The organism is Micromonospora sp. CNZ285, from assembly GCF_004637285.1.
The window spans coordinates 1,930,529-1,947,645 of sequence record NZ_SPQD01000001.1 but is presented as its reverse complement, the minus strand read 5'-3'; the positions used below and the strand labels follow the sequence as shown (position 1 = coordinate 1,947,645).

Below are 17,117 nucleotides of genomic sequence, written 5' to 3'. Positions count from 1 at the left end.
CGGGATGCTGCGCCTGACCCTGCGCCAGGTCCGCGCCGACGGCCTGCGCCTGCTGCTGTCCTCGCTGGCGATCGTGCTCGGCGTCGCGTTCGTCGCCGGCACGCTGATGTTCATCGACGGCATGCGCGCCGGGGCGTACGAGCGGGCCGGTGAGTTCGACAGACACACCGACCTGGCCGCGTACGCCGAGACCGGCCCGCTGCCCCCGGCGCTCGTGGACCGGGTGCGCGCCGTCGACGGGGTGGCCGCCGCCGCGGGCGAGCTGACCGGCTCCGCCGGGGTGGTCGGCAGCGACGGCCGTCCCGTGCTCGGGTACGCGGTGCTCGCCGCGATCCCCACCGAGACGGACCTGCAGTCCTACGACGTGGTCGCCGGGCGGCTGCCGCAGCGCCCCGGCGAGGTGGTGCTCGACGACGAGACCGTCGCCGCGCAGCGCTTCACCGTCGGCGCCCCGGTGTCGATCGGCGGGCAGGACGGCGCGGCCCGCCCGTACACCCTGGTCGGCACCGTCGACGTGGCCGGCGGCTCCCGCGACGTCGGCGGCCCGTACATCGGGCTGACCGGCCCGGACGCGCTCACGGTCAGCGGTGAGAAGGGCTACGGCCGGATCATGGTGGCGGCGCGGCCCGGGGTGGACACGGCGGCGCTGGCCGACCGGATCCGCGCCGTGGTGGGACCGGACGTGACGGTCCGGGACCGCGACGCCATCCTCGACGCCGCAGTCGACGACGCGGTCCGTGACCTGCGGCAGTTCGGCATGCTGCTGGGCACGTTCGCGGCGGTCGCCGTGGTGGTGGCCGGCTTCGTGATCGCCAACACCTTCGCCATCGTGCTCGCCCAGCGCTCCCGGCGTACCGCGCTGCTGCGCCTGGTCGGCGCCACCCGGGGACAGATCTACCGGGCCACGCTGTCCGAGGCGGCGGTGACCGGCCTGCTCGCCTCCGCGGCCGGGGTGCTGGCCGGCGCGGCGGTGGCCGGCGGCCTCGGTCTCCTGCTCGCCGGCACCGGCGCGCCGCTCGGCAGCGGGCTCACCCTGACCCCGCGGACGCTGCTGCTCTCGCTGGCGCTGGGGACGCTGCTCACGGTGGCGTCGGCCGCGCTGCCGGCCTGGCAGGGCACCCGGGTCGCCCCGGTGGCCGCGCTCACCGACGCGGCGGTCAACCCGGTACGTCCGGCCGGCCGGGTCCGGCTGGCGGTCGGCGCGCTGGCGCTCGCCGCCGGTGTGGCGGCGCTGGCCGGCGCCGGTGCCACCGGCCAGGTGGTGCTGGTCGCGGCCGGCGCGTTGCTGGCCTTCGGCGGCATCGTGGCGTTCGGCCCGGTGCTGGTGCCGGCCCTGGTACGGGTGCTCGGCGGGCCGTTCCGCGCGGCGTTCGGCGCCACCGGCGGGCTGGCCGTGTCGAACGCGGTACGCAACCCGCGCCGGGTCGCCGCCACCGCGACCGCCATGGTGATCGGCATCGGGCTGGTCTCCGCGTTCGTGGTCGGCGCGGCGAGCGTCAAGTCCGGCATCGAACGCGCGGTGGACGCCCGGATCGGCGTGGACTTCCTGGTCACCGGCATCGGCGGCGACCTGCCGGCCACCGTCGCCGGCGACCTGGCCGCCCGCCCGGAGCTGGGTGTGGTGCACGAGCAGCGCAGCCGGGTGGTCGGCGACGTGCAGCTGCGCGCCGCGCATCCGGCGCTGGTCCGGCGCACGCTGTCCGCCGTGGACGCCGGTGACCCGGCGGACCTGGGGCCGGGTTCGGTGCTGGTGCACCGTGAGCTGGCCGCGGCGCGGGGCTGGACGGCCGGCTCCACGATCACGCTCGCCGGCCGCCCGTTCCGGGTCGTCGCGGTGGTGGCCGACGAGGAGCCGGTCCTGGCCGGCAGCCCGGTGCCCGCCGGTCACCTGGTGGACGTGCTGGACGCCGACTTCACCGCCATGTTCCCCACCGAGCGCGGCTACCTGGCCGAGGTGGACCCGGCCCCCGGGGTGAGCGTCGACGCGGCCCGGGCCGCCGTCGAGTCGGTGCTGGCCCGCTATCCGACGGTGAACGTGATGGATCAGGCCGCGTACAAGAAGATGCTCACCGGCACCGTCGACCTGGTGCTGGGGTTCGTCACCGCGCTGCTCGGCCTGGCCGTGGTGATCTCGCTGGTCGGGGTCGCCAACACGCTCAGCCTGTCGGTGGTGGAACGCACCCGGGAGACCGCGGTGCTGCGCGCGGTCGGGCTGAGCCGGGCCGGGATGCGGGGCGTGCTGGCGGTCGAGGCGGTGCTCACCGCGCTCGTCGGCACGCTGCTCGGCATCGCGCTCGGCACCGGGGCGGCGGCCGGGGCGATGGCAGTGGTGGCCCGCATCGGCGGCGACTTCACGCTGGTGCTGCCGTGGGCGCGGATCGGGCTGATCGTCGCGGTGGCGGTGGTGGCCGCGCTGCTCGCCTCGGTCCTGCCGGCCCGCCGGGCGCTGTCCCGGCCGGTGGTGGCGTCGCTCGGCGCGGACTGAGCACCGCCGCCCGGACACGGACGAGCCGGCTCCGCCGTGGGCGGGGCCGGCTCATGGTGGGTCAGGGCTGGGTGGCCGGCTGCCCGCCGGTGTCACCGCCGCCGCCCGTGCCGGTGCCCGGGTCGGCGGTGGTCGGGTCCGGTGCCGGCGGCGTGGTGGGTGCCGTCGTCGTCGGCGCGCTCGACGGCGTGCTGCTCGGCTCGGCCGACGGAGCCGGCTCGTCGGTGACGCTCGGCTGCGCCGACGGGGTCGCCGAGGTGCTCGGCGTCACCGAGGGCGTGGCCGACGGCCGGCCGCCCGGGCCGACCGGGCGGTAGGTGTACTCGTCGTCGGCCGACGGCTCGTCGGCGACCGGCTCCGCGGCCGGGTCGCTCGGCGCCACCGCGGGCGCCGTCTTGTCGATCTTCGTGGCCGGTTCGGCGGTGTCGTTGGTGGCGGCCACGAGCGCGCCCAGCGCACCCATCGCCACCAGCACCGCGCCCAGCGCGCCGACGAGCGTGCCGCGCCGGCCCCGCCGCCGCGACGTCGCCACCGCGGCGCCCGGGCGGACCGCCCGCTGGTCGTCGCGGGACCGCGCCGAGGCCGCCGCGCCGCGCAGCGCCACCGTCGCGGTCGGCGAGTCGGTACGCGCGGCCCGCGCCGCGTCGGCCATCGCCGCGGCGCTCGGGTAACGGTCGGCCGGGTCCTTGGCCAGCGCCCGGGAGACCAGCTCCCGCACCGACGCCGGGATCTCCGCCGGCAGCTCCGGCGGCTCGTCGTCGAGATGACGTACGGCCACCTGGAGCGGGTTGTCGCCGGTGAACGGCGGGCTGCCGGTGAGGCAGCAGTACGCGACGGCGCCGAGCGCGTACACGTCGGTGGCGCCCGAGACGGGCCGGCCGGCGGCCTGCTCCGGCGCCATGTAGAGGGCGGTGCCGGGCACCGCGTTCGTGCTGGTGATGCTCGTGACGTTCGTCGACCGGGCCACCCCGAAGTCGACCAGGACCACGGTGCCGTCGTCCTGCACGAGCAGGTTGCTCGGCTTCACGTCCCGGTGCACGATGCCGCGGCCGTGCGCCGCGTGCAGCGCCTGCGCCACCTGGGCCACGATCGACATGGTCTCGGCGACCTCGAGGGACCCGGCGGACTCGATCCGCCGCGACAGCGGCTCTCCGGCGACGAACTCCATCACCAGGTAGTCGGCGCGGCCGCCACTGGGCAGCTCGTCCTCACCGCAGTCGAAGACCTGCACCACGCCGGGGTGGCGCAGCGAGGCCATGATCCGCGCCTCGGCGCGGAACCGGGCGATGAAGTCGGGGTCGGACACCAGTGCGGGAAGCAGGACCTTCACCGCGACGGGACGACCGAGGACCAGGTCCGTGGCACGCCAGACGTCGCCCATGCCGCCGGTGGCGACACGGTCATCCAGGCGGTACCGACCGCTGAGTACGACGTCTGAGGACAGCACCCCCATACCGTACCCACAGCAGGCCTGAAGTATTTCCCGCGATATCCGCGGCCGGTCCGGCCCGGCCGTTCGGCCGGGTGTCCGGCACCCGGGACGCCGATCGGCTGATCGTGATCGACCCGGTACGATCGGCCAGAAAGTGACGCGCCCCCGCGCTCGCGGCTCGCCGCCCCGGCGGGCGGTCCAATCCGGGGAGCGTCGCGCCCGCCGCCGGTGTTACCCCGACACGCCGGTGACGCAGCTAGACATTTCTCTCTGTTTCTCCGCCGTCCGGAGGCTTGCCGACGCACCCCGCCCGCCCCGGCGTCGGCCCGACTCCCGGCCGCCCCCGGACGCCGGTACGGTATGTCCCGCCGACGCCCGTGCCGCGCGCGGCAGTTTCCACGGCGCACCGCACCCTCGTGCGGGTGCCCGATCAGCTCACCGGGGGGCCGAGTGCGGATGGCGGTGTGGTCACTGGCACCCGTTGACGCCCGGCTCCGGGCCGTCATCCGGGTGGGGCGGCGCGCGTGACGGCCGAACTGAACGAGGCGGTCGCCGCAGCGCAGGCGGGGGACGAGGAGGCGTTCCGGTTCCTCTACCGCAGCCTGCAACCGGCGCTGCTGCGCTACCTGACCGCCCTCGTCGGCGCCGACGCCGAGGACGTGGCCTCGGAGGCGTGGCTCCAGATCTCCCGCGACCTGCCGTCGTTCACCGGCGGCGAGTTCCGCGCCTGGGTGGTCACCATCGCCCGCAACCGGGCCATGGACCATCTGCGCCGGCAGCGGCGGCGGCCCTCCGTGCCGGTGCCGGTGCAGGCCCTCAACGATCTGGCCGCCGACGTCGACACCGCCGACCGCGCCGGTGAGGCCATCGCCACCGAGAGCGCGCTCGCGCTGATCCGTACGCTGCCGCCGGCCGAGGCCGAGGCGGTGATGCTGCGGGCCGTCATCGGCCTGGACGCGGAGACCGCCGGGCGGGTGCTGGGCCGGCGGGCCGGCGCGGTGCGGACCGCCGCGCACCGGGGCCTGCGCCGGCTCGCCGCGCTGCTGGAGCGCTCGGCGGTGCAGACCGCGCCGGAGGACACCCGGGACGTCGTCGCGCCGCGTCCCCGGACCGAGCGCCAGGTGCCGCACGCGCCCGAGGCCGAGCCGGCGGAGGGCTGACGTGAGGGGAGACGACGGCATGCACGCTCGCCGGTCCGGCGGGCCCGCCGACCGGGCGGAGTCCGACCGGCTGCTCGACGCCGCACGCGCCGGCACGCCGCCGGGCGCCGACGCCGACCCGCTGACCCGGCTGCTGTCCGCCGCGGCGGGGCCGGCCGGCCCGGACGAGGTCGCCGGGGAGGAGCAGGCGCTCGCCGCCTTCCGGACGGCCCGCGCCGGGACCGCGGCGGCGCCCGTGCCGGTGACCGCGCCGCGCCCGCGCCGGCGCCTGCGGATCGCCGCCGCGCTGGCCGGGCTCGCCGCCACCGCCGTCGCGGGGGTGGCGTTCGCCGCCGTGCGCCTGGACCACGACCCCGAGCCGGTGGTGCCGCCCGCGACGACGGCCGGCCCGACCGGCGCCGGACCGACGGGCACCGGCCCCGCCGTCACCGGGCCGTCCCGGCCGGCGCCGAGCACCCCGGCCGGTGACGCGTCCGGCGCGGTGTCCCCACCGGCTCCGGCCCCGTCCGGTACGCCGAGCGCCAAGGCCCGGCCGTCCGCGCCCCCGGCCGGCGGGGCGAGCATGGCCGGCCACTGCCGCGCCTACCTGGCCAAGCCGGAACGACAGCGGGAGAAGGCGCTCACCAGGCCGGGCTTCGCCGACCTGGTGGCCGCCGCCGGCGGCCCCGAGCAGGTGGAGAGCTACTGCCGCAACCTCGTGGGCGCGTCGCCGGAGGGCCCGGACGACGCGCCGGAGCCCGAGCCCCCGGGCCGGGAAGCGGACGGCTGAGCGGCCGCGGCGCAATCAGATTCCGGACAAAAATTCATCTCTCCGGGCAAGCGGATCTCGTCTGCTAGACAGAGGATGGTGGGGCGGCGTCCCGTGCCGTCCCGGCCGGGCGCGTCGCGACGACGTCGTCGCCCATCGCCGAGGAGGAGCCGTCCCATGGTGATGTCGCCGGACCTGGACCGCGCAGTCGTTCTGGGGGACGAGGAGGCGGCCCGGGGCCACCTCGCCCGGATCTGCTTCAAGACCGGGCCACCCGCACTCGTCGGCGTCGAACTGGAATGGACCGTGCACGACGCCGCGGACCCGGCCCGGCCGGTCGACCGCGAGCGACTACGCGAGGCGCTGGGGCGGCACAGCCCGGTGACCCTCGACCCCACCAGCCCGGCCGACGAGCTCCGGCGCGGCGGCGCCGTGACCGTGGAGCCCGGCGGGCAGGTGGAGATCTCCGCGACGCCGCGATCGACTGTCGCCGCGCTCATCCTGGCCACCGAGGCCGACGTCGCCGAGCTGCGGGCCCGGCTGGACGCCGCCGGCCTGGTGCTCGGCCGCAGCGGCATCGACCCGTGGCGCCTTCCCCGGCCCGTCGTGGAGACCCCCCGGTACCGCGCCATGCGCTGCGCCTTCGACCGGCGCGGCCCGGCGGGACGGGCGATGATGTACAGCACCGCCGGGCTCCAGGTCTGCCTGGACGCGGGCGAGCCGGAGCACCTGGCGCAGCGCTGGGCCGCCGCGCACGCCGTCGGCCCGCCGCTGCTCGCCGCCTTCGCCACCGCCGACCGGCACGCGGGCCGCCGCACCGGCTGGGCCTCCGCCCGGATGGCCACCTGGCTGGCCATCGACCCGGCCCGGACCCGTCCGGTGTGGTCGCCTGAGCGCGCCGACGACGACCCGGTGGCGGCCTGGACCCGATACGCGCTCGCCGCGCCGCTGCTGTGCGTCCGCGGCGACGGCCCGGACTGGACCGCGCCGCCCGGTGTCACGTTCGCCGACTGGCTGGCCGGGGCGCTGCCCCGCCCGCCCACCACCGACGACCTGGAATACCACCTCAGCACGCTGTTCCCGCCGGTACGCCCACGCGGCTACCTGGAGCTGCGCTACCTGGACACCCAGCCCGGCCCGGAGTGGACGGTGCCGCTGGCGGTGCTCACGGCGCTGTTCACCGACCCGGCCACCACCCGGGACGCGCTGGCGGCGGCCGGCCCGGTCGCCGGCCGGTGGCGTGCGGCGGCCCGGTGCGGGCTGGCCGAGCGTCCGCTGGCGAGCGCCGCGGAGGCGCTGTTCGACCTGGCCCTGACGGCCCTGCCCCGGCTCGGCCTGCCGGAGGGCATCCACGACGAGACCGATCGAGCGATCCGGCGGCACCGCGCCGCCGCGGAGAGGGGACACCGGTGACCACCACCGAGCGACTACGCGACCGGATCGCCGCGGAGCTGGAGCGGACCCGGGCCCGTACCGCGCTGCTGACCGACGCGGTGGACGACGACGACCTGGTCAGGCAGCACTCCACGCTGATGTCGCCGCTGGTCTGGGACCTGGCGCACGTCGGCAACCAGGAGGAGCTGTGGCTGGTCCGCGACGTCGGCGGCCGCGAACCGGTGCGCCACGACATCGACGACCTCTACGACGCGTTCAAGCAGCCGCGCAAGGACCGCCCGGCGCTGCCGCTGCTGCCGCCGGCCGAGGCACGCGCCTACGTGCGTACGGTCCGCGACAAGGTGTTCGACCTGCTCGACGGCATCCGCTTCACCGAGCGTCCGCTCGTCGCCGACGGGTTCGCGTTCGGCATGATCGTGCAGCACGAGCAGCAGCACGACGAGACCATGCTCGCCACCCACCAGCTGCGCGCCGGCGCCCCGGTGCTGGACGCGCCGCCCCCGCCGGAGCCCCGGGCCCGGGTCGGCGGGGAGGTGCGGGTGCCGGCCGGGCCGTTCACGATGGGCACCTCCACCGACCCGTGGGCGCTGGACAACGAGCGCCCGGCGCACACCGTCGACCTGCCCGCGTACGTCATCGACGCCGCGCCGGTGACGAACGGTCAGTACCGGGCGTTCATCGCCGACGGCGGGTACGACGAACCGCGCTGGTGGAGCGAGGCGGGCTGGCGGCACCGCGTCGAGGCGGACCTGAGCGCGCCGATGCACTGGCGGCGCGACGGGGACGGCTGGGCGTACCGCCGGTTCGGCCGCTGGTCGCCGGTACGCGACGACGAGCCGGTGGTGCACGTCTGCTGGTACGAGGCGCAGGCGTACGCGGCGTGGGCCGGCAAGCGGCTGCCCACCGAGGCGGAGTGGGAGAAGGCGGCCCGCTGGGATCCGGCGACCGGCCGATCTCGCCGCTACCCGTGGGGCGACGAGGACCCGGGCACCGAGCACGCCAACCTGGGGCAGCGGCACCTGTGGCCGGCGCCGGTGGGCGCGTACCCGGCGGGCGCCTCGCCGCTGGGCGTGCACCAGCTCGTCGGCGACGTGTGGGAGTGGACCTCCTCGCCGTTCCGGGGCCACCCGGGCTTCACCGCGTTCCCGTACCGGGAGTACTCGGAGGTCTTCTTCGGCGACGACCACCGGGTGCTGCGGGGCGGCTCGTTCGGCACCGACCGGTCCGCCTGCCGGGGCACGTTCCGCAACTGGGACTACCCGATCCGGCGGCAGATCTTCAGCGGTTTCCGCTGCGCCCGTGACGCCGGCCCGGAGGAGTGAGCCGGCCCGATGTGCCGTCACCTCGCGTACCTCGGTCCACCCGTGCTCCTGGGCAGCCTGCTGTTCGACCCGCCGTACGGGCTGCTGCGCCAGTCGTGGGCGCCGCGTGACATGCGCGGCGGCGGCACGATAAACGCCGACGGTTTCGGCGTCGCCTGGTATCCCGGCGACGGCGACCCGGTCCGCTACCGGCGGGCCCAGCCGATGTGGAGCGACACCACGCTGCCGGAGCTGGCCGCCGTGACGCGGGTGCGGGCGGTGCTGGCCGCGGTCCGCTCGGCCACCGTCGGCATGCCGCTGCACGAGACGGCGGCGGCGCCGTTCGCCGAGGGGCGGTGGCTGTTCAGCCACAACGGCGTGGTGCGGGGCTGGCCGGACACCCTGGTCCCGCTCGCCGCCGGCCTGCCCGTCCGCGACCTGATCACCCTGGACGTGCCGACCGACTCGGCGCTGCTGTGGGCGCTGGTCCGGCACCGGCTGCGGGCCGGCGCGCCGCCGGACGAGGCGGTGGCGGACACCGTCGCGGCGGTGACCGCCGCCGCTCCCGGCTCCCGGCTGAACCTGCTGCTCACCGACGGTACGACGGTGGTGGCGAGCACGGCCGGGCACGCGCTGTCGGTGCGCCGCGGCCCGGACTCGGTGCTGCTGGCGTCCGAACCGTTCGACGACGACCCGGCCTGGCGGGCCGTGCCGGACGGCCGGCTCGTGGTGGCGACCACGGGCGGGCTCGACGTGCGGGACACGACCGCCGCCTGACGATCCGTACCCACCGCAAGAGAGGACACTCGATGAGCGCGGAGCCGCTGGAGATCCACCTGGAGCAGCAGGACCTCGACCGTGGGTTGCGGGAGGACGTACGGGTCGGTCTGGCCGCGACACCGAAGTGGCTGCCGCCGAAGTGGTTCTACGATGCCCGGGGCAGCGAGCTGTTCGAGGAGATCACCCGCCTGCCGGAGTACTACCCGACCCGGGCCGAGCGGGCGGTGCTGGCCGCGCACGCCGACGACGTGGCCGCCATGACCGGCGCGAAGACGCTGATCGAGCTGGGGTCGGGCTCGTCGGAGAAGACCCGGCTGCTGCTCGACGCGTTCACCCGCCACGGCGACCTGGGCACGTTCGTGCCGCTGGACGTGTCGGTGAGCGCGCTGCGGTCGTCCACCGAGCAGATCGCCGCCGCGTACCCGGGGCTGCGGGTGCGGGGGATCGTCGGTGACTTCACCCGCCACCTGGACCGGCTGCCCACCGGCGGCCGGCGTCTGGTGGCGTTCCTCGGCGGCACGATCGGCAACCTGCTGCCGGTGGAGCGGGCCGAGTTCCTCACCGCGATGCGCGCGGCGCTGGAGACCGGCGACTGGCTGCTGGTCGGCACCGACCTGGTCAAGGACCCGGGCGTGATCGTGCCCGCCTACGACGACGCGGCGGGCGTGACCGCCGAGTTCAACCGCAACGTGCTGCGGGTGATCAACCGCGAGCTGGGCGCGGACTTCGACGTCGACGCGTTCCGGCACGTGGCGGTCTGGGACCCCGAGCGGGAGTGGATCGAGATGCGGTTGCGCGCCGAGCACCCGACCCGGGTGCGGGTGCTGGACACCGACGTGGTGTTCGCCGCCGGTGAGGAGTTGCGGACCGAGGTGTCGGCCAAGTTCCGGCCGGAGGGGATCGCGGCCGAGCTGGCCGCCGCCGGGTTCGACAGGCGGGCGTTCTGGACCGACCCGGACGGGCTGTTCGGGGTGAGCCTGGCCCGCGCCGACTGACGGCCGCCGTGGCCCCGGCCACACCCGGTGACCGGGCCGGCCGGTGATCGGCTAGGCTGGCGGCGCGAAGGGGAGTAGCCCCCAATGTCGTGGTCGACACACTGGTGCGTTCCGCATCCGGCCACGCGGCCCCGGTCTCCGGGGCGGGCGAGACCTTCGACTCAGGCTGTCGCAGCCGGGTCGAGGGCGCCCCCGTTCCTCCTCCCGGCTTGATCGGGAAGGTTCACATGGAGGGTTTCCTCGTCGCGCTGGTGGTCAGCTTCGGCGTCATCTTCGTCGCCGAGCTGGGCGACAAGTCCCAGCTCATGGCACTGACGTTCGCCACGCGGTTCAAGCCGGTGCCGGTGCTCATCGGCATCACGATCGCCACCGCCGTGGTCCACCTGGCCTCGGTGGCCATCGGGTACGGCCTGAACGCCGCCCTGCCCACCGACTGGATCTCGCTCATCGCCGGTCTGGCGTTCCTCGGCTTCGGCGCCTGGACGCTGCGCGGCGACAGGCTGACCGAGGAGGAGAAGCGCAAGGCCGAGCGCGGCGGCCGGTCCGCCGTCATCGCCGTCGGTGTGGCGTTCTTCCTGGCCGAGCTGGGCGACAAGACCATGCTCGCCACCATCACGCTGGCCACCAAGTACGGCTGGTTCGGCACCTGGCTCGGCTCGACGCTCGGCATGGTGGCGGCGGACGCGCTGGCGATCCTGGTGGGCCGGATGCTCGGCCGGCACCTGCCGGAGCGGACCATCCGCTACGGCGCGGCGGTGCTGTTCGCCATCTGCGGCCTCTGGCTGATCTTCGAGGCGGTCTCCGAGCTGACCTGACGTGAGTGGTACGGCGGCGGCCGATGATCGGAGAGCGCTCCGGTGGGTAAGTAGCCCGGGTGAGCGCCGTGGCGGTGACCGCCCGGCGGAGGACGAATCGGCACGACCGGGAGGTTCCGCCCATGAGCAGGCACGACGAGCCCAACGAGTACGGCTTCGCCGGGGGCGCCACCGCGCCGGAGCCGCCGCCGGGCGGGCGCGAGGACGAGCAGGACCGCGCCGAGCAGGTGGCCGTGCCCGGTGACGACCTCACCGCGCCGGCCGCCGAGGCGCTCGAGGAACCGGAGCGCAAGCGCGAGCCGCGGCCGGCCGAGCGCCGGCGCTGAGGCGTACCGCGTCGAGGGTGGCGGCGGGCGTGACCGGACGGTCGCGCCCGCCGCGCCGGTTCAGGCCGGGCCCTCCTGGTAGACGTCGGGGACGCCGTCACCGTCGGCGTCCCGGCTCTCCCGCTCGCTGATCCGCCGGTAGACCCGGTTGCGGCGGACCAGAACCACCGAGGCCAGCAGCGCCGAGGTGAGCGAGCCGAGCAGCACCGCCACCTTGACGCCGTCCTCCTCCGGGCTGCCGGGGCCGAACGCCAGCTCGCCGATGAGCAGCGACACGGTGAAGCCGATGCCGGCCAGCAGCGCCAGCCCGGCCAGGTCGGCCCAGGTGATCTCCTCGTCCAGTTCGGCCCGGGTGAACCGGGCGAGCAGGTACGTCGACCCGAACACGCCGATCACCTTGCCGAGCACCAGCCCGGCGGCCACCGCGAGCACGACCGGGCTGGTGAGCACGCCGCCCAGGTCGACCCCGACCAGCGTCACCCCGGCGGCGAAGAAGGCGAAGACCGGTACGGCCAGGCCCGCCGAGACGGGGCGCCAGCGGTGTTCCAGCCGCTCGGCCAGCCCGGGTGCGCCGTTGCGCCCGCGCAGCACCGGCACGGTGAAGCCGAGCAGCACGCCCGCCACTGTGGCGTGCACGCCGGAGGCGTGCACCAGCGCCCAGGCGGTCACCGCGAGCGGGATCAGCGCCCACCACCAGGTCCGCCGCCGCTGCACCAGCAGCCCGAACGCGGCGATCGGCAGCAGCGCGGCGAGCAGCGGCAGCGGGTGGAACGCGTCGGTGTAGAAGACCGCGATGATGGTGATCGCGAAGAGGTCGTCGACCACGGCGAGGGTCAGCAGGAAGGCGCGCAGCCCCTGCGGCAGGTGGGAGCTGACCACGGCGAGCACGGCGAGCGCGAAGGCGATGTCGGTGGCGGTGGGGATGGCCCATCCGCGCAGGCCGGTGCCGCCGGCGCTGAGCGTCACCGCGAGGTAGACCAGCGCGGGGGCGATCATGCCGCCGAGCGCGGCGACCACCGGAAGCGCGGCCCGCCGGGGGTCGCGCAGGTCCCCGGCGACGAACTCGCGCTTGAGTTCCAGGCCGACCACGAAGAAGAAGATCGCCAGCAGCCCGTCGGCGGCCCAGGTGCGCAGGTCGAGGTCGAGGTGCAGCCCGGCGCCGCCGGGCCAGGGCACCCAGTGGCTCAGTTCGGCGTACGCGGCGCGCCACGGCGAGTTGGCCCAGATCAGGGCGAGCACCGCGCCGAGCAGCAGCAGGCCACCGCCGACGGTCTCGGTGCGCAGCACGTCGGCCAGGAAGCGGGCCTCCGGCCAGGAGCGGCGGGACAGCAGGCGGGAGCGGTGCGGGGTGTGCTGGGGCATGCGGCGTCCGTTCGGAAGCTGGGGTCGGCGGAATTATCGCCGACCAGGCTTCCCGGCACACCGGTACCAACCCTAACGGGCGCCGCCACCGGCGGCGAGCCGAGCCGGCCGATGGGACGCCCGTCTCACCACTCGGGCGGAGCGTCCCATCGGCCGGCGGGTCAGCGTTGCCCGGGCAGCGCCGGCAGGGACGCCCCGACCGGATCGCAGAACGCGGACATCCACTTGATCAGCTCGTCCGGGTCGGCGTACGGGTCGAGCCCGCGCACCTCCTCCGGGTCCAGCTCGGGCACCGGCACGTGGGAGATCAGCGGGTGCAGCGGCCGGGTGTCCACCTCGTCGGCGCCGAACAGGTGCTCGTGCAGCTTCTCGCCCGGGCGCAGACCGGTGAAGACGATCTCCACCGGGCGGTCCGCCTCGGCGGCGAGCCGGCGGGCCACGTCGGCGATCCGGACCGGCTCGCCCATGTCGAGCACCAGCGCCTCACCGCCCCGGCCGATCGTCGCGGCCTGCAGCACCAGATGCACCGCCTCCTGGACGGTCATGAAGTAGCGGGTCACGTCGGGGTGGGTGACAGTCACCGGCACCCCGGCGCGGATCTGCGCCTGGAACGCGGTGAGCACCGAACCTCGGCTGCTGAGCACGTTGCCGAACCGGACGCTGAGGTACCGGCCGTCCAGGCGCTGCGCGTGGTACGCGGTGAGCCGCTCGGTGATCCGCTTGGAGTAGCCGAGGACGCTGGTCGGGTTCGCCGCCTTGTCGGTGGAGATGTTCACGAACTCGGCGACGTCCCGGCACGCCTCCAGCACGTTCAGCGTGCCCAGGATGTTTGTCTTGATCGCCTCACCGGGGTGGCGCTGCAGCAGCGGGAGGTGCTTCAGCGCGGCGGCGTGGAACACCACGTCGGGCTGCCGGTCGGCGACCACCCGGGCGATGCCCTCGGCGTCGCGGATGTCGGCCAGGATCAGCTCCGGCCCGTCGAGCAGCGCGCGGCCGTGCAGGGACATCTGCAACGCGTGCAACGCGGACTCGTCCCGGTCGAGCATCATCAGCTCGTCCGGCTCGCAGCGGGCGATCTGCCGGCACAGTTCCGAGCCGATCGAGCCGCCGGCCCCGGTGACGAGCACCCGGCGCCCGGCCAGCCCGCCGCGCTCCACGCTCAGCTCGGCCGCCCGGTGCGCGCGACCGAGCAGGTCGGTGAGCTGGAGGTCGCGGACGTCGGTGGCGGCCACCGGGCGGTCGAGGACCTCGCGGACCGGCGGCAGGACCTTGAACGCCGCCCCGGCCTCCAGCGTGCGGGTACGGACGTCGCGCAGCAGCTGCGGGTCGGAGCCGCTCATCGAGAAGATGACCGTGCTCGCCCGGGTGGTCCGGACGGCGACGCTGATCTGCTCCCGGCCGCCGAGCACGCGCAGCCCTTCCAGCCGCAGGCCGCGGCTCTCGGGCGCGTCGTCGAGCAGGCCCACCGGCCGGTAGCTGCTGTCCGCGTCGTGCAGCAGCACCCGGACGAGGCGCTCGCTCGCCGCGTCCACCCCGTAGACCAGGCAGCGCTCGGCGTGCCGGGCGGCGGGTGGCCGGCGGTCGGCGTGGGCCCGCCAGAGTCCCCGGGCGGCCGCCATCACCACGAGCGCCACCGCGCCGCCGACCAGCGGCGTGCTGGCCGGGACCGGGTGCTGCGTCCACGGCAGGACGGCGGCGAAGCCGACCGCCGTGACGAGCGCGACGGTGGCGGCCAGGCCCTGCGCGTCGCCGGCGCTGCCGATCGGATACCGGCCGTAGAGCCGGGACCGCAGCAACGTGAGCGCGGCGTACAGCGCGGCGCAGGCCAGCGCGACGCCGAGCGTACGGGCGCTGGCGGCGGCGGTGAGATCGAACTCGTACCGCGTCCAGGCGGCGCCGAGAAAACCTCCGCACCACGCGGCCGTGTCCAGCGTTAACAGGGAAAGGGTGGCGGCGCGGTGGGTGATCCGGCCGGGGGGTCGAACGGCTGTGATCGCGTCACGATCCATGGGCTGCCCTCTACGTCCTATCCGTATTGAAAGGATTAGACCGTCTGTGCCTGTTCGGTCGTTTACTGTCGTCCAGTCACGTAACGTCGTGAATAGGCGATTCGATCCTGGCACGGCGACTGGGGTTTTTAGGGGGCTTTCGTGCAGTTTCATCGGCAGACCGGCGTGTCGCGAGGGGGAGCGTGATGGACGTTCTCGGCTACCTGCGCCTGGTCCGACGCCACTGGTGGATCGTGCTGGTGACGGTGATGGTCGGTCTCGGCACCGCCGCGTTGGTGACGGTCCGGACGGCGCCTCGGTACGAGGCCTCGGTGACCTTCTTCGTCACCACCCCCAGCCAGGGGGTCACCGACGCCTACCAGGGCAGCCTCTTCCTCCAGCAGCGGGTGAAGTCCTACGGTGACCTGCTCACCAGCGACCGGCTGGCGCAGAGCGTGGTCGCCGACGCGCCGCTCGGCCTCACCGCCGACCAGGTGCGCAGCCGGATCCACACCACCGCCACGACGGGCACGGTCCTGCTCAAGGCGACGATCACCGACACCGACCAGACCCGGGCGCTGAAGACCACCGAGATGCTCGCGACCAAGTTCACCGAGCTGGTCCGCAAGGTCGAGACGCCGCCGGACGGCAAGTCCCCGCCCATCAAGATCGAGGTGGTCAGTGGTCCCCGGGTCACCTCCAACCCGGTCTCGCCCCAGCCCACCCGCAACCTGGTCCTGGGCGGCGTGCTCGGCCTGCTGCTCGGCGCCGGCCTGGCAGTGCTGCGCGGGGTGGCCGACGTCCGGATGCGCGACGGCGCCGGGCTGCAACGGGTGACCGGCAGCCCGCTGCTCGGCGAGATCCCGTACGAGACCGGCGCCCGGTCCGCGCCGCTGATCGTCGGCGAAGCGGCCACCTCCGCCCGGGCCGAGGCGGTCCGCAAGCTGCGCACCAACCTGCGCTTCGTGGACGTGCACGAGCCGGCCCGGGTCATCGCGGTGACCAGCGCGCTGCAGGGCGAGGGCAAGACCACGATGGCCTGCAACACCGCCATCGCGCTGGCCGAGGCGGGCTGGCGGGTGCTGCTGATCGACGCCGACCTGCGCCGCCCCAAGGTCGCCGACTACCTCGGGCTCGACGGCGGCGTCGGCCTCACCGACGTGCTCGTCGGTGACGTCCAGGTCGGTGACGTGGTGCAGCGCTGGGGCGAGAAGTCCCTGCTGGTGCTGCCCAGCGGCGCCACCCCGCCCAACCCGAGCGAGCTGCTCGGCTCCAAGTCCATGGCGGACCTGCTGGTCGCGCTGCGGGACTCGGCGGACATCGTGGTCATCGACACCGCGCCGCTGCTGGCGGTCACCGACGGTGTGGTGGTGGCCGTGCAGGCCGACGGCGCGCTGCTGGTGACCCAGCAGGGGCGTACCTCCCGCAGCCAGGTCGCCGCGGCGGCGCACGCGCTCAGCTCGGTGTCGGTGCGCCTGCTCGGCTGCGTGCTCAACATGGCCAAGGTGGCCAAGGCGGACGCCTACCAGTACGAGGCGTACAAGGTGGTCGTGCCGCCCGCGGCACCCTCCGTACCGGCCGACCGGGCCGGCACCCGGCGGGGCGCGAAGGCCGTGGGCGACCGGACGCAGGAACTCACCCGGCTGTCGCGATGAGGGCGAGCACGGGCCGGATCGACCGCTCGATCTCCTCGGCGCACCGCCGGAAGTCGGCGGGTGAGCCGCCGATCGGATCGCGCAGGTCCTCCGCGCCGGGGGCGGCGGGTTGCAGCCGCCCCCGGGCGCGGACCGCGGCCGACACCGCCGCCCGCAACGGCGTGCCCGCGTCCGCCTCCGCCTCGGCGGGGCGGGCCTCGGCGGCCAGCCGGGCGAACTGCCGCAGCGTGAACGTCCGGGTCAGCGCGGCCGGCGCCAGCGAGGTGCAGGCCGAGCGTTGCCGGCGGGTCGCGGTCAGCACCAGCGCCGCACCGGTCAGGTGCTCGGCGCGCAGCCGGCGGGTGCGGAAGGCCGCCGGGTCCGCGCCGGTGGCCGCGGTCACCTCGACCGCGTACGGGTGCATGGCCGCCCCGTCTAACGCGTCGGTTCCCGCGCTGGCCACCGCCAGCGGCAGGCCGGCCAGCATCCGGCGGGCGATGAACTCCGCCATCGGTGACCGGCACATGTTCGCGTGGCAGACGAAGAGCACCTCGTCGACCATCTGCACCCCTCTCGTCGGCACGGTCGCGACGGAGGGTGCCGCGACGGCGTTCTTCCGGCGGTCGCGGCCGGACGCAGAGGGGATGCGGGAATGGTACGCGCTGCGACGCCCGGCCGTCCGGAAAGCCGCGCCGG

14 protein-coding genes are annotated in these 17,117 nt (G+C 75.4%); 10 read left to right on the top strand and 4 right to left on the bottom strand.

From position 1 onward, the window contains the following. The first annotated feature begins 4 nt into the window (after positions 1-4). The gene (locus CLT75_RS08995) at positions 5-2,485 is read left to right on the top strand and encodes an FtsX-like permease family protein (RefSeq protein WP_135240367.1); all 2,481 of its coding nucleotides are present in this window, start codon (positions 5-7) and stop codon (positions 2,483-2,485) included. Positions 2,486-2,546: 61 nt separating this feature from the next. Here the strand turns inward: CLT75_RS08995 and CLT75_RS08990 are convergent, their stop codons facing one another. Beyond that, positions 2,547-3,938 (bottom strand): serine/threonine-protein kinase, encoded by a 1,392-nt coding sequence (locus CLT75_RS08990; protein ID WP_135240366.1) that lies wholly within the window; start codon positions 3,936-3,938, stop codon positions 2,547-2,549. A gap of 503 nt (positions 3,939-4,441) precedes the next feature. Here CLT75_RS08990 and CLT75_RS08985 point away from each other — a divergent pair. The 8 genes from CLT75_RS08985 (at position 4,442) to CLT75_RS08950 (ending at position 11,437) form a co-directional block, all read left to right on the top strand. Continuing rightward, on the top strand, positions 4,442-5,077 hold the full coding sequence (locus tag CLT75_RS08985; protein ID WP_135240365.1) for an RNA polymerase sigma factor: 636 nt from the start codon (positions 4,442-4,444) through the stop codon (positions 5,075-5,077). 19 nt (positions 5,078-5,096) lie between these two features. After that, complete coding sequence (locus tag CLT75_RS08980) at positions 5,097-5,846, top strand: hypothetical protein (RefSeq protein ID WP_486485100.1); 750 nt, start codon at positions 5,097-5,099, stop codon at positions 5,844-5,846. A 156-nt stretch (positions 5,847-6,002) separates the two neighbouring features. Further along, positions 6,003-7,238: an ergothioneine biosynthesis glutamate--cysteine ligase EgtA gene (egtA, locus tag CLT75_RS08975; RefSeq protein WP_135240363.1), complete on the top strand. Its 1,236-nt coding sequence runs from the start codon at positions 6,003-6,005 to the stop codon at positions 7,236-7,238. Further along, entirely contained in the window at positions 7,235-8,542 is a 1,308-nt protein-coding gene (gene egtB / locus CLT75_RS08970; RefSeq protein WP_135240362.1) for an ergothioneine biosynthesis protein EgtB, read from the top strand. Before egtA ends, egtB begins: the two co-directional genes overlap by 4 nt. 9 nt (positions 8,543-8,551) lie before the next feature. Then, on the top strand, positions 8,552-9,298 hold the full coding sequence (egtC, locus tag CLT75_RS08965) for an ergothioneine biosynthesis protein EgtC (protein WP_135240361.1): 747 nt from the start codon (positions 8,552-8,554) through the stop codon (positions 9,296-9,298). A gap of 32 nt (positions 9,299-9,330) precedes the next feature. Next, positions 9,331-10,296: an L-histidine N(alpha)-methyltransferase gene (gene egtD, locus CLT75_RS08960; protein ID WP_135240360.1), complete on the top strand. Its 966-nt coding sequence runs from the start codon at positions 9,331-9,333 to the stop codon at positions 10,294-10,296. 227 nt (positions 10,297-10,523) lie between these two features. Then, a complete protein-coding gene (locus CLT75_RS08955) occupies positions 10,524-11,111 on the top strand; it encodes a TMEM165/GDT1 family protein (protein ID WP_013286559.1) in 588 nt (195 codons plus the stop codon). Positions 11,112-11,233: 122 nt separating this feature from the next. Next, positions 11,234-11,437: a hypothetical protein gene (locus tag CLT75_RS08950; protein WP_013286558.1), complete on the top strand. Its 204-nt coding sequence runs from the start codon at positions 11,234-11,236 to the stop codon at positions 11,435-11,437. A gap of 60 nt (positions 11,438-11,497) precedes the next feature. Here the strand turns inward: CLT75_RS08950 and nhaA are convergent, their stop codons facing one another. After that, the gene (gene nhaA / locus CLT75_RS08945; RefSeq protein WP_135240359.1) at positions 11,498-12,799 is read right to left on the bottom strand and encodes a Na+/H+ antiporter NhaA; all 1,302 of its coding nucleotides are present in this window, start codon (positions 12,797-12,799) and stop codon (positions 11,498-11,500) included. Positions 12,800-12,960: 161 nt separating this feature from the next. Beyond that, the gene (locus tag CLT75_RS08940; protein ID WP_135240358.1) at positions 12,961-14,808 is read right to left on the bottom strand and encodes a nucleoside-diphosphate sugar epimerase/dehydratase; all 1,848 of its coding nucleotides are present in this window, start codon (positions 14,806-14,808) and stop codon (positions 12,961-12,963) included. Positions 14,809-14,993: 185 nt separating this feature from the next. On the opposite strand from CLT75_RS08940, the gene CLT75_RS08935 reads away from it, so the two are divergent. Then, a complete protein-coding gene (locus CLT75_RS08935) occupies positions 14,994-16,442 on the top strand; it encodes a polysaccharide biosynthesis tyrosine autokinase (RefSeq protein WP_135240357.1) in 1,449 nt (482 codons plus the stop codon). Here CLT75_RS08935 and CLT75_RS08930 read toward each other — a convergent pair. Next, positions 16,423-17,004, bottom strand: coding sequence for an arsenate reductase/protein-tyrosine-phosphatase family protein (locus tag CLT75_RS08930; RefSeq protein ID WP_486485099.1), 582 nt, complete (start codon positions 17,002-17,004; stop codon positions 16,423-16,425). The genes CLT75_RS08935 and CLT75_RS08930 overlap by 20 nt on opposite strands. Between the last annotated feature and the right edge of the window lie 113 nt (positions 17,005-17,117).

Coding starts and splice junctions, on each gene's coding strand:
- egtA (WP_135240363.1), top strand. CDS start 6,003: ATGGTGATGTCGCCGGACCTGGACCGCGCAGTCGTTCTGGGGGACGAG.
- CLT75_RS08990 (WP_135240366.1), bottom strand. CDS start 3,938: ATGGGGGTGCTGTCCTCAGACGTCGTACTCAGCGGTCGGTACCGCCTG.
- egtD (WP_135240360.1), top strand. CDS start 9,331: ATGAGCGCGGAGCCGCTGGAGATCCACCTGGAGCAGCAGGACCTCGAC.
- CLT75_RS08935 (WP_135240357.1), top strand. CDS start 14,994: ATGGACGTTCTCGGCTACCTGCGCCTGGTCCGACGCCACTGGTGGATC.
- CLT75_RS08995 (WP_135240367.1), top strand. CDS start 5: ATGCTGCGCCTGACCCTGCGCCAGGTCCGCGCCGACGGCCTGCGCCTG.
- CLT75_RS08955 (WP_013286559.1), top strand. CDS start 10,524: ATGGAGGGTTTCCTCGTCGCGCTGGTGGTCAGCTTCGGCGTCATCTTC.
- nhaA (WP_135240359.1), bottom strand. CDS start 12,799: ATGCCCCAGCACACCCCGCACCGCTCCCGCCTGCTGTCCCGCCGCTCC.
- CLT75_RS08980 (WP_486485100.1), top strand. CDS start 5,097: ATGCACGCTCGCCGGTCCGGCGGGCCCGCCGACCGGGCGGAGTCCGAC.
- egtC (WP_135240361.1), top strand. CDS start 8,552: ATGTGCCGTCACCTCGCGTACCTCGGTCCACCCGTGCTCCTGGGCAGC.
- CLT75_RS08950 (WP_013286558.1), top strand. CDS start 11,234: ATGAGCAGGCACGACGAGCCCAACGAGTACGGCTTCGCCGGGGGCGCC.
- CLT75_RS08940 (WP_135240358.1), bottom strand. CDS start 14,808: ATGGATCGTGACGCGATCACAGCCGTTCGACCCCCCGGCCGGATCACC.